This window comes from Bartonella machadoae (assembly GCF_022559585.1).
GTDB lineage: Bacteria > Pseudomonadota > Alphaproteobacteria > Rhizobiales > Rhizobiaceae > Bartonella > Bartonella machadoae.
The window spans coordinates 1-11,669 of sequence record NZ_CP087114.1; the positions used below are offsets into that span (position 1 = coordinate 1).

The 11,669-nt window shown below is 39.8% G+C and carries 10 protein-coding genes; 9 read left to right on the plus strand and 1 reads right to left on the minus strand.

Translation table 11 applies throughout. The annotated features are described in order from the left end of the window. The first annotated feature begins 2 nt into the window (after nucleotides 1-2). From dnaA to gpsA, 9 genes are all read left to right on the plus strand, one after another. Nucleotides 3-1,574 carry a chromosomal replication initiator protein DnaA gene (gene dnaA / locus LNM86_RS00005; protein ID WP_241437961.1) on the plus strand — a complete coding sequence of 524 codons (1,572 nt, stop codon included), beginning with the start codon at nucleotides 3-5 and terminating at the stop codon, nucleotides 1,572-1,574. 185 nt (nucleotides 1,575-1,759) lie between these two features. Further along, a complete protein-coding gene (dnaN, locus tag LNM86_RS00010) occupies nucleotides 1,760-2,875 on the plus strand; it encodes a DNA polymerase III subunit beta (RefSeq protein WP_241437962.1) in 1,116 nt (371 codons plus the stop codon). A 20-nt stretch (nucleotides 2,876-2,895) separates the two neighbouring features. Next, on the plus strand, nucleotides 2,896-4,029 hold the full coding sequence (gene recF / locus LNM86_RS00015; RefSeq protein ID WP_241437963.1) for a DNA replication/repair protein RecF: 1,134 nt from the start codon (nucleotides 2,896-2,898) through the stop codon (nucleotides 4,027-4,029). Nucleotides 4,030-4,082: 53 nt separating this feature from the next. Continuing rightward, entirely contained in the window at nucleotides 4,083-4,547 is a 465-nt protein-coding gene (aroQ, locus tag LNM86_RS00020) for a type II 3-dehydroquinate dehydratase (protein WP_241437964.1), read from the plus strand. Nucleotides 4,548-4,663: 116 nt separating this feature from the next. Beyond that, nucleotides 4,664-5,635, plus strand: a complete 972-nt coding sequence (cyoA, locus tag LNM86_RS00025) for a ubiquinol oxidase subunit II (RefSeq protein WP_241437965.1) — start codon at nucleotides 4,664-4,666, stop codon at nucleotides 5,633-5,635. A 73-nt stretch (nucleotides 5,636-5,708) separates the two neighbouring features. Then, nucleotides 5,709-7,727 carry a cytochrome o ubiquinol oxidase subunit I gene (cyoB, locus tag LNM86_RS00030; RefSeq protein ID WP_241437966.1) on the plus strand — a complete coding sequence of 673 codons (2,019 nt, stop codon included), beginning with the start codon at nucleotides 5,709-5,711 and terminating at the stop codon, nucleotides 7,725-7,727. Continuing rightward, nucleotides 7,724-8,389 (plus strand): cytochrome (ubi)quinol oxidase subunit III, encoded by a 666-nt coding sequence (locus LNM86_RS00035; RefSeq protein ID WP_241437967.1) that lies wholly within the window; start codon nucleotides 7,724-7,726, stop codon nucleotides 8,387-8,389. Before cyoB ends, LNM86_RS00035 begins: the two co-directional genes overlap by 4 nt. After that, nucleotides 8,389-9,087: a cytochrome o ubiquinol oxidase subunit IV gene (gene cyoD, locus LNM86_RS00040; RefSeq protein ID WP_241437968.1), complete on the plus strand. Its 699-nt coding sequence runs from the start codon at nucleotides 8,389-8,391 to the stop codon at nucleotides 9,085-9,087. The genes LNM86_RS00035 and cyoD overlap by 1 nt, the downstream gene beginning before the upstream one ends. Nucleotides 9,088-9,534: 447 nt before the next feature. Continuing rightward, nucleotides 9,535-10,557, plus strand: a complete 1,023-nt coding sequence (gpsA, locus tag LNM86_RS00045) for an NAD(P)H-dependent glycerol-3-phosphate dehydrogenase (RefSeq protein WP_241437969.1) — start codon at nucleotides 9,535-9,537, stop codon at nucleotides 10,555-10,557. A gap of 260 nt (nucleotides 10,558-10,817) precedes the next feature. On the opposite strand, the gene fabI is transcribed toward gpsA, so the two are convergent. Next, complete coding sequence (fabI, locus tag LNM86_RS00050; RefSeq protein ID WP_241437970.1) at nucleotides 10,818-11,636, minus strand: enoyl-ACP reductase FabI; 819 nt, start codon at nucleotides 11,634-11,636, stop codon at nucleotides 10,818-10,820. Between the last annotated feature and the right edge of the window lie 33 nt (nucleotides 11,637-11,669).

Consider the following 11,669-nt stretch of genomic DNA (forward strand, 5'->3'; position numbering starts at 1 on the left):
AGATGGTGGATAAGTTAAACTCTAAAGCTAGTTCCTTTAAAAGGGTTGCGGTGAATATCCTGTCGGCAGAGAAGGTAATAAAGAGCCATATGACGGAGAGTGGTGGGGCAGTGAGCAACAATGCTTCTGTTCATTATCCTGTTATATCAGAGGAGGAAGGCGCAGCGGCTTTTGCGCGTGTGATGGCGCAATTAAAGGCGCAGGTTGGTATTGAGGCTTATACGAGTTGGTTCGGGCGCGTAAAGCTTGCGGAATATAGCCGTAATCTTGTAAAGCTTTCAGTTCCTACAGCGTTTTTGCGGTCATGGATTAATAATCATTATGGCTCTCTTTTGACCAATTTATGGAAGCAAGAGAATTCAGCGATTCTTCGTGTTGAAGTTATCGTTCGTGGTATGAAGCGTGTTTCAAGAGGTATCGTTTGTAAAACAAGTGTCGCGCCTGTCGTTTTAGAAGAACAGGAGACACCGTCTTTTGTTGAGAGTTATCCAGAGCATTCAGTAAAGAGTGTTCAAACAGGTGTTTTGGGTTCACCGCTTGATTCTCGTTATACTTTTGAGAGTTTTGTAGAAGGTTCTTCTAATCGTGTTGCATTGGCTGCTGCACGTTCGATTGCAGAGGGGCATAAAAGTGCCTTAAGGTTTAATCCTCTTTTTATCCATGCATCTGTTGGTTTAGGAAAAACACATTTACTCCAAGCAATTGCAGCCGCAGCGTTACAGCGTTTAATGTCTGCGCGGGTTATTTATTTGACTGCTGAATATTTCATGTGGCGTTTTGCGACGGCTATTCGTGATAATGATGCTCTTTCTTTTAAAGAGCAACTTCGTGATATTGATCTTCTTATTATTGATGATATGCAATTTTTGCAAGGAAAGTCGATACAGCATGAATTTTGTCATTTGCTTAATATGTTGCTTGATAGTGCCAAGCAAGTTGTTGTGGCGGCGGATCGTCCACCGGCAGAGTTAGAATCGCTAGATCTTCGGGTTCGGTCTCGTCTTCAGGGGGGGGTCGCCCTTGAAATTGAGGCACCAGATTATGAAATGCGTTTGAAAATGTTACGTCAGCGGTTAAAGTTGGCGCAACAAGAAGATAGTATGGTTTCAATTTCTGATGATATTCTCGATTATATTGCGAGAACAGTTTTGGGGTCAGGACGTGATATTGAAGGAGCATTTAATCAGTTACTGTTCCGTCAGTCTTTTGAATCTGATTTATCTTTAGAACGAATCGATGAATTGTTAGGTCATTTGACTCGTTCTGGCGAGCCTAAGCGCATTCGTATTGAAGAAATTCAACGCACAGTTGCGCGCCATTATAATGTTTCTAAGCAGGATTTATTGTCTAACCGTCGGACACGTACGGTTGTGAAGCCACGACAAGTTGCAATGTATTTAGCCAAGATGTTGACGCCCCGTTCATTGCCAGAAATTGGTCGTCGTTTTGGTGGACGTGATCATACAACGGTTTTACATGCTGTACGAAAGATTGAAGATTTGCTTTGTGGTGATCAAACATTAGCCAAAGAACTTGAATTGCTTAAGCGGTTAATTGGAGAGCAGACAGCGTAGAGGTCTTGATTCTGTTTAAGGGAGCATTATGGAGAAGTTAATAACGAGGACTATTTTTTTCTTGTACAGAGGGTGCTTGCCATCGTAAAAGGGGGGGAAGAGAATTCAGCAGATGATTCTTAAAAAGGTAGGTTATTTGAACCTGAAGATTTTATATAGTTTTGGTAAATTGTAACGGAGATTTTATGCGTATTACAGTTGATCGCAGTCAATTTCTTAAATCTCTAGGGCGTGTTCACCGTGTAGTGGAGCGTCGTAATACTGTTCCTATTCTCTCAAATGTACTGATTGATGCAGACAACGGTGGTGTGCAATTAAAAGCAACAGATCTTGATTTAGAGATTACGGAATCTTTTACAGCCAATGTTAAACAAGCTGGCGCGATAACTGTTCCAGCACATTTGCTGTATGATATCGTTCGAAAATTTGCCGATGGCAGTGAAATTGTATTATCAGTTGATGAGAATCAAGCGAATACGATGTCTGTTGTTTCGGGTTGTGCACATTTTCAGCTTCAGTGTCTTCCGAAAGTAGATTTTCCAGAGTCGCTTCCGGGGCAGTTTGGTTATCGTTTTTCTTTACCGGCATCAGGGCTGAAACATTTACTTGATTGTACGCAATTTGCTATTTCTACTGAAGAAACCCGTTATTATCTTAATGGAATTTATTTTCATGTTATTAACGATGGTGTTTTGAAGCTGCGTTTGGTTGCAACCGATGGTCATCGTTTGGCACAAGTTGATATGGAGGCTCCTTCAGGTGTTGATGGTATGCCGGGTGTCATTATTCCTCGTAAAACTGTGGGAGAGTTGCAAAAGCTTCTTTCGGAAGAGATTGATGGTGATGTGTGTGTCGAACTCTCAGAGACAAAGATTCGTTTTTCTGTAGGTTCTGTGGTTTTGATATCAAAGTTAATTGATGGAACATTTCCAGATTACCAGCGTGTTATTCCTCTTGGGAATGATAAAAAGTTGGTGGTCAATAGGCAGGATTTTTCTTCTGCAGTTGATCGTGTTTCAACGGTTTCAAGTGATCGTGGTCGTGCGGTCAAGTTAACGATTGAACAGGGACAATTGAAGCTTGTTGTTAATAATCCCGACTCAGGGAGTGCGGAAGATCAATTATCCGTAACTTATACATCTGATCCGCTTGAGATAGGTTTTAATTCACGTTATCTTTTGGACATTGCGGGGCAACTTTCAAACGATGAAATGGTTTTTATGTTGTCTGATGCTGTAGCTCCAGCTCTGATTCGTGATCATGCAGATGCGCTTTACGTGCTAATGCCCATTCGCGTTTAGGGGCGATTATTTTGCAATACATGGCTGGTCATGTGCACAAAGTGGCAGTGAGGCAGCTAAAACTTGTACGTTACCGCAATTATTCTTCTTTTAATCTTCATTTTTCAGGTCAGCATGTGGTTTTTACCGGCCATAATGGTGCTGGTAAGACAAATCTTTTAGAAGCGTTATCTTTTCTTTCTCCTGGTCGTGGTTTACGGCGTGCTGCTTATTCTGATATTAGCCTTAAAGATGGTGGGGGTGAAGGATTTGTCGTCTTTGCGCGTCTTGAATGTGTCCTTTATGGTGAAGTGAATATTGGTACAGCTTTTGACGTTGATGGTAACAGCCGAAAAGTTCATATTAATGGTGTAAATGAGACGAGCGATTGCCTAACAGATTATTGTCATATTAGTATTCTAACGCCTTCTATGGATGGGCTTTTTACAGGGCCTTCAGTTGAGCGCCGTCGTTTTTTGGATCGTATGGTTTTAGCGATAGATCCTTTACATAGTCGCCGTGTAGCAGATTATGATAAAGTTATGCGCGCACGTAATCGTTTATTTTTAGATAGAAATGAAGATTATGTTTGGTTTGATGCTTTAGAAAAGCAAATGGCGGAATTGGCAACAGCTATTGCCGCGGCGCGTATTGATGTTATTCGCCTTTTAAATGACATGTTTGCACAAACACCATCACAGATAGCTTTTCCACGGGCTTTTTTGCAAATTGATGGTTTTTTAGAAACAGCTTTGAGGACACAATCCGCAGTTGAAGTTGAAGAGCAATTTTGTAATCGGTTACGACATAACCGTGCAATAGATCGTGCTGCTGGTCGGACATTAGAAGGACCGCATCGTACAGATTTACAAGTTTTTTATGCTGATAAAAATATGGTTGCAACATCTTGTTCTACAGGTGAACAGAAGGCACTACTCATAGGTTTGGTTTTGTGTCATGCGCGTTTAACAGGCATGATGTCAGAGAGAGCCCCTATTCTTCTTCTTGATGAAATGGTTGCACATCTTGATCTTTATCGGCGTACGGCTTTATTTGATATTCTTGATGATTTAGGTGGACAAACATTTATGACAGGAACGGATCGCGTTTTATTTGATGCCTTAAAAGGGCGAGCAGAGTTTTTTGAGATTAGGAATGGAGCTTTGTTACGATAAAAAACATGCTCAAAATTTTTTATAAAGGAATGGTTGAACAGAAGAGGCTTACCATGTCTACAATTATAACGATTTTAAATGGTCCTAATTTAAATTTTCTGGGTCAACGAGAGCCAGAAATTTATGGAACTGAGACTTTAGAAGACATTGAAAAATTTTGCAAGGAATGGGCAACAAAGGCTGGTGTAATCGTCCATTTTCATCAAAGTAACTGTGAAGGACAATTAGTAGAATGGATACAGGCAGCAATTGGGAAGAGTGCTGGATTGATCATCAATCCAGCTGCTTATAGCCATACATCTGTTGCAATTCTTGATGCTTTAAGAATGTTTACAGGGATAAAAGTGGAAGTTCATTTGTCTCATATTTATCAGCGGGAAGCTTTTCGCCATCATTCTTATACGTCGACAGGTGTGGATGCGATTATTGCTGGTTGTGGGAGTGATGGATATTGGTTTGCGCTTGAATATATTGCTAAAAGGTTTAAATTTGGTACAAGAGGATCAAAAGTTGTATAATATTGATGAGGATATCTGAATTAACTTGATAATTCTTTCTAAATGGGTAATCGTATCATTAAAATTTTGTCATTTTCGGATGATAACTTTTGATATGGAGAGATGGGGCAGATGAAATGAGAAACTTTGTTAAACAGATAAAGACGCTCGTAATTTTAGGGGTGATGTTGCTTTTATCTGGTTGTAATTTTGATGTTATTTATCCAGCAGGATATGTTGCACGGCAACAGCTTATTTTGATTGTTATTTGTGTTGCTGTTATGCTTTGCGTTGTGATTCCAGTTATGGTGAGTGTGGTATTTTTGGCCATTAAGTACCGTGCATCGAGCACTGCGGCAGAATATTTACCTGAGTGGGGGCATTCAAATAAAATTGAAGCATTCATGTGGGGTATTCCAGTTGTTATTGTAATGGTTTTAGGTGCGTTGACAGCTTATTACACCTACGAGCTTGAGCCAGAGAAACCTCTACCAATAGAGGTTGCTGGTGAAGGAAAACCGTTGCAAATAGATGTGGTTGCTCTTGATTGGAAATGGCTCTTTATTTATCCTGAATATGGTATTGCATCGATCAATGAAATTTATGCGCCTAAAGATCGTCAAGTGTTGTTGCAGTTGACATCAGAAAATTCGGTAAATGCCTTTTGGGTGCCAAAGCTAGGAACGGTTCTTTACGCTATGCCGCAGATGAATTCTAAATTGCATTTAATGGCGGATGAGCATGGAGTATTCAAAGGATCATCGGCAAATTACAGTGGTGATGGTTTTGCACAGATGCGCTTTAAATGGCATTCTGTATCCTCGCAAGATTTTGATAATTGGATTTCTAAAGCTCGGTCTCATGGACAAGCTCTTGATCGTGCCTCTTATCGTCAGCTTACTATTGCGCCTCGTATGGGTGATATTGCTGCGAAGGAAAAAGATGCAGAAGTGCGTTATTTTGCGCCTGTTGAAGAACGGCTTTATTACCGGATTGTCAATCGATGTGTTGATGAAAATACGGTATGTAATGAGGACTTAATGAAGCGTGCTGCGGCTCAGACGCTTTGGGGTGCACTTTGTTCTGTTTTTGATCCTGATGTTCTTTAGAACATCAATCGAGAAAGAAACCTTTTAAAAGAAGATTTCTTTTAACTGAAATTCATTTGATATAGGTTAAGAAATGTTTGGAAGACTTACAGATCCTACAGCTGGTGCTTTTCATGCACTTGCACATGAGCCGATCGTTTTATACACATGTATTGCGATTGTTTTAGGTGGTTTAGTTGCTGTTATTGCTTTAACAGCACTCGGATGGTGGGGAGTTTTATGGCGAAATTGGATTACAACAGTTGACCATAAACGCATTGGTATTATGTACATTGTTCTTGGTATTATCATGCTTGTGCGTGGTTTTGCTGATGCGATTATGATGCGAACACATCAGGCTATGGCACTTGGGAGTGAAACGGCGGGGTATTTACCGCCTGATCATTTTGATCAGATTTTTTCGGCCCACGGCACGATTATGATTTTCTTCATGGCTACGCCTATTTTATTCGGCCTTTTCAATTATATTATACCGCTTCAAATTGGTGCGCGTGATGTTGCCTTTCCCTTCGCGAATAATTTAGGGTTTTGGATTACTGCTGCTGGGGCAATATTGATTAACATATCCTTAGGTGTTGGTAATTTTGGTCGTGGTGGTTGGTTGATGTATCCACCTTTTACCGAATTGCAAGGGAGTCCAGATACAGGAGTAGATTATTATTTATGGTCACTTCAGCTTTCTGGTATCGCAACGACGATGGGGTCAATCAATTTTGTTGCGACCATTATTAAAATGCGTGCTCCTGGGATGACAATGATGAAAATGCCTGTTTTTTGCTGGAGCGCTTTTGTTAGCAATGTTCTGATTCTAGTGATTTATCCTGTTTTGGCTGTCGCTTTTGCGCTTTTGGCATGTGATCGTTATTTAGGCATGAATTTTTTCACCAATGTTGGTGGTGGAAATCCAATGGTATGGATTAACTATGTTTGGATTTTTGGTCATCCTGAAGTTTATGTTTTGGTTGTTCCTGCTTTTGGGATTGTTTCTGAGGTTGTTTCGACTTTTTCTTCAAAACGCCTCTTTGGTTATACTTCAATGGTATGGGCAATGTTGGTGATTTTGATTCTTTCCCTTTTGGTTTGGGGACACCATTTCTTTACAATGGGTGGAGGTGAGGCTGTCAATACCTTCTTTGGTATTGCAACAATGATCATCGCAGTTCCAACTGGTGTTAAAGTCTTTAATTGGTTGCTGACAATGTACAAAGGTCGAATTCGTTTCGAGCCTCCAATGCTTTGGTGTATGGGCATGATCTTTACATTTGTTGGTGGTGGATTAACTGGTGTTTTGCTCTCTATCGTACCTGCTGATTGGCAGTTTCATAATTCTCTCTTTTTGGTAGCGCATTTTCACCATACAATTATTGGTGGTGTTGTTTTTGCGTATTTAGCTGGGCTTGCTTTTTGGTTTCCAAAAGTTTTTGGTTATAAACCGAATCGCGCATTAGGTATTGCATCTTTCTGGTGTTGGTTCATTGGTTTTTATCTTGCGTTTTTTCCAGTTTATGCGCTTGGGCTCATGGGAGCAACGCGTCGTCTCCAACATTACATGGAACCAAGTTGGCAACCAATGTTTATCATTGCCGCATTGGGTGCCTTTATTATTTTGCTTGGTATCCTTTGCTTTGTATTGCAAGTTGTTTTGGCAGTTTGGTATGGTATCAAGCATAAGGGTCTCTTGCCGGTAACATTAAATGATTCTTGGGGTGATGGACGAACACTTGAGTGGTCTATTTCTTCACCGCCTCCTTCTTACAATTTTGCAATAATTCCAGAAGTACACAGTGACGATGCTTATTGGAATATGAAGAAGAATGGTTATCAGCGTCCGACAAATGGGTTTTCAAAAATCCATATGCCTTCAAATACATCAGCAGGGATTATTGCAGGATTCTTTTCATTAGTCGTTAGTTTTGCGCTTGTTTGGCATATTTGGTGGCTTGTTGCGATTGGATTGATTGGTTTTGTTGCAACGATTGTGTATCACTCTGTAACGGGAGATCATCATGGTTACTATATTCCAGCTGAAGAAGTACAAAAAACAGAAGATGTTTTTACAGCTGTTCTTAAAGAACAAGGAGCAACAGTATGAGTACAATGGCAATGAATGATACGCACGTTGATGAGCATCATCACGACAGTAGTTCAGTAATGACATTTGGTTTTTGGGTTTATATCCTTTCGGATTTGATTCTATTCTCAACACTTTTTTCAAGTTTTGCTGTTTTTTCTGCTTCTTATGGTGGAGGAAAAGCGGGCAATGAATTTATTGATTTAAGGTTTGTTTTGGTTGAAACTGCCATTTTATTACTGTCATCAATTACTTATGGGTTTGCGATGGTGCAAGTCCATAAACGTAATCTCAGTGGTGTGCGTTTATGGATGGCTATTACCTTTGTTCTTGGAAGCTGCTTTATTGGAATGGAAATTTACGAGTTTCATGAGCTTTTAGGTGAGGTATTCTATTACGATCCTGGTGCTTATGCTGGTATTGATCCTACAACAGGTTTACAGCTTTTTGGAAAAGAAGTTTTATCTGCTTATTGGTCAGCGTTTTTTGCTTTGGTTGGTACGCATGGTCTTCATGTCAGTGTTGGTCTTCTCTGGATGATAGTGATGTTTTTTCATCTTCGTCGTAGTGGTTTGGATCAGGACAATAAAACGCGTTTGACATGCCTTTCAATTTTTTGGCATTTGCTTGATATCGTATGGGTTGGTGTTTTCACTATGGTTTATCTATTAGGAGCATTGTAATGAGTGTGCATAACGAAACACATGGTCCCAGTACTGGTTCCTATTTAATTGGTTTCATTTTAGCTGTATTTTTCACGATGGGTTCTTTTATTCCTGTGATGTATGGAATGATGGAAAGTTGGACAATTAGCACAAAGGTCATCTATCTTATTGGGATGGCGATTATTCAGATTATCGTGCAAATTGTTTTCTTTTTGCACTTGAACTCTGGTCCGGATGCCAAATGGAATTTGAGTGCTTTATGGTTTGCCGTTATCTGCGTTTTTGTTATTATTGGGGGCACGTGGTGGGCTATTTCTCATTTGAATTATAATATGATGGGTGGTTCAGGACGTGTTATTGAGCCAGAAATATTGGGCAAGTCTGTAACAGTGCCAGAGCAATTACCAGATACAGAAACACCTATGGGGCAAGCGCCTGTGGAACAGACACCGGCTGTTGAAACGCCCATGAAGCAAACACCTGTGGAACAGGCACCAGCTGTGGAGATACCCATGGGACAGACGCCTGTAGAGCAGGCACCGGCTGTGGAGATGCCCATGAAGCAAACACCTGTGGAACAGGCACCAGCTGTGGAGATACCCATGGGACAGACGCCTGTAGAGCAGGCACCGGCTGTGGAGATGCCCATGGGGCAAGTACCTGTAGAACAGGCACCGGCTATAGAAACGCCCATGGAGAAAGCACCCAATATGTAAACTTCTGTAAAGGAGTGACAAAGAATAAAGAATTTGTGGAGCCAGTGCGAAAGCATTGGCTCTTTTTGCAAGCATCAAGCACAAAAATGCTTACAGGAGATAAGATAGATGTTAACACGAGGTATCAGTGGAACAATTATTTAGCGGGGTATTAAATTTTGCATGCATTTTTATTTTGCAATGCGCAAATTCATAGATGATATAGTGCTGCTTTAGTTTTTATTTGATATAAATATCTATTTATAGAATAGACAAGAACGACATTTATACAGTTTAGTACAGAAAATATGAGGAATTTTAAAAGATCTCAGGTTTTATGAGACGAAGCCGTAGAGGAATAGAGCTTTTAAGTTCAGTGAATTTATATTAAAAATATTTCATTTTAGTATCTTTACAGCAATAGTGTACAATGAGAACTGAAGATTGAGAAAATAAGCAGCAAATTTAATGAAAGCAGTTTCAACGACAGTGATTGGTGCCGGTTCTTTTGGCACTGCTTTGGCTATAGCTCTTGCCCGTAACGGTCGTCGTGTTTTACTTTGGGGATATAATCCTCAACATATCAAAGAATTACAGAAATATCGTTGTAATCAGGCATTTTTACCCGATATTCAATTTCCTGAAAATTTATTGCTTGAAGCTTCGCTTGAAACTGCAATAATGGCAAGCCGCAATATATTGATTGTTGTTCCAAGCCATGTATTTCGTCAAGTATTGTGTAATATCCAACCTTATTTGGATCAGAATTCACGTATTATTTGGGCAACCAAAGGCTTAGAACATGATACGGGACGTCTTTTACAAGAAGTTGCTCGTGAGATTTTAGGTGATAAAATTCCTTTAGCCGTCTTTTCTGGACCAACTTTTGCTAGAGAACTTGCTATTGGCTTGCCTACAGCAATTACGGTAGCGGCCTCTGATGCTGAATTTAGTGAAGAACTACAGCAACTTTTCCATTGTAGCAAAAATTTTAGAGTTTATAAAAATTCAGATATGATCGGTGTTCAATTAGGTGGAGCAGTCAAAAATGTCATTGCTATTGGTGCAGGTATGTCAGATGGTATGGGATTTGGAGCAAATGCTCGTATCGCTCTTGTCACGCGAGGATTAGCTGAAATTAGTCGTTTAGGTGTTGCTATGGGTGCTGAATTTTCCACATTTATGGGGATGACAGGCTTAGGTGATCTCGTTTTAACATGTACGGATAATCAGTCGCGTAATCGTCGTTTTGGAATGCTACTTGGAAAAGGAATAAACAGAGAAGCAGCAAAAAAACAGGTTGGTCAAGTTGTTGAAGGTTATTTAAATACGAAAGAAGTCCATACATTAGCACAACGTATCGGAGTGGAAATGCCAATTACAGAGCAAATTTATCAAGTTCTCTTTTGTGATAAAAGCGTTGTTGAAGCAGCCAATGCATTACTCAGCCGGACATTTAAAAATGAAAATGATGGTACAGTATATTTTTAATGATTTAAATAGATAAGATAATGCAATTACAACAAAAACTTAATAATGAATTGCATTGATCATTAACAAGCCAATCATCTTAACGGATTATATGTGTATGAGATTGTTGTTTGTAGAGTATGATTCGTTGTTTCAGTCGTATATTTTAAAAACAAAAAATCTCTCATTATTCATAGCATTTGCGTTAGAAAAAGCATGCAATATACTTTTAAAACGTCATATACATGATGAGTTTTTGCACTTTTAACAGCGCTAAATAGTTATTCTCCTCGCGTTTCTTCACTTTGTTTCAGCTCTTCAAGTGTTGGCATAGACATAATATTATAGCCTGAATCAACGTAATGAATTTCACCAGTAACGCCTGATGATAAATCAGAAAGTAGGTAAAGAGCAGATTTTCCAATTTCTTGAATATTCACGGTACGGCGCAGTGGTGCATTACGGCGTTGATAGGAGAAGATTGCACGCGCAGATGCGATACCATTCCCCGCTAATGTTCTAACAGGTCCCGCTGAAATTGCATTGACGCGAATGTTTTGCGGGCCAAAATCTGCCGCTAAATAGCGTACCATAGCTTCTAAAGCGGCTTTAGCAACGCCCATAATATTATAATTAGGAACAACCTGCTGTGAAGCGCCATAAGTGAGCGTTAAAAGTGCACCTCCATTGGGCATCAGTTTACCAGCACGTTGGGCAATTTCAGTAAAGGAATAAGCTGAAATAACCATTGTGCGTTTAAAATTTTCGCGCGTTGTGACATCAACGTAACGCCCTTTTAGTTGATTTTTATCTGAAAAACCAATGGCGTGAACAATGAAATCAAGGGTTCCCCATTCTTTTTCAAGATATTCAAAGACATAATCAACATTTTCAATTTTTTCAACGTCGCATTCAAGCAACAATTTACAACCAAGTTTTTCTGCTAGTGGTTGAACGCGTTTTCCAAAAGCCTCACCTTGATAGGTAAATGCCAATTCAGCACCGGCTTGTGCGAGTTGACAGGCAATTCCCCAAGCAATTGAATGGTCATTTGCAACCCCCATAATAAGGCCACGTTTGCCCTCCATCAAACTTTTCATATTATTCTCCATAAAACTATGCCTTTTTCAATC

What these genes read in the sequence shown, in the direction of transcription:
- dnaA (WP_241437961.1), top strand. Translation starts at nt 3, where the DNA reads ATGGTGGATAAGTTAAACTCTAAAGCTAGTTCCTTTAAAAGGGTTGCG.
- dnaN (WP_241437962.1), top strand. Translation starts at nt 1,760, where the DNA reads ATGCGTATTACAGTTGATCGCAGTCAATTTCTTAAATCTCTAGGGCGT.
- recF (WP_241437963.1), top strand. Translation starts at nt 2,896, where the DNA reads ATGGCTGGTCATGTGCACAAAGTGGCAGTGAGGCAGCTAAAACTTGTA.
- aroQ (WP_241437964.1), top strand. Translation starts at nt 4,083, where the DNA reads ATGTCTACAATTATAACGATTTTAAATGGTCCTAATTTAAATTTTCTG.
- cyoA (WP_241437965.1), top strand. Translation starts at nt 4,664, where the DNA reads ATGAGAAACTTTGTTAAACAGATAAAGACGCTCGTAATTTTAGGGGTG.
- cyoB (WP_241437966.1), top strand. Translation starts at nt 5,709, where the DNA reads ATGTTTGGAAGACTTACAGATCCTACAGCTGGTGCTTTTCATGCACTT.
- LNM86_RS00035 (WP_241437967.1), top strand. Translation starts at nt 7,724, where the DNA reads ATGAGTACAATGGCAATGAATGATACGCACGTTGATGAGCATCATCAC.
- cyoD (WP_241437968.1), top strand. Translation starts at nt 8,389, where the DNA reads ATGAGTGTGCATAACGAAACACATGGTCCCAGTACTGGTTCCTATTTA.
- gpsA (WP_241437969.1), top strand. Translation starts at nt 9,535, where the DNA reads ATGAAAGCAGTTTCAACGACAGTGATTGGTGCCGGTTCTTTTGGCACT.
- fabI (WP_241437970.1), bottom strand. Translation starts at nt 11,636, where the DNA reads ATGAAAAGTTTGATGGAGGGCAAACGTGGCCTTATTATGGGGGTTGCA.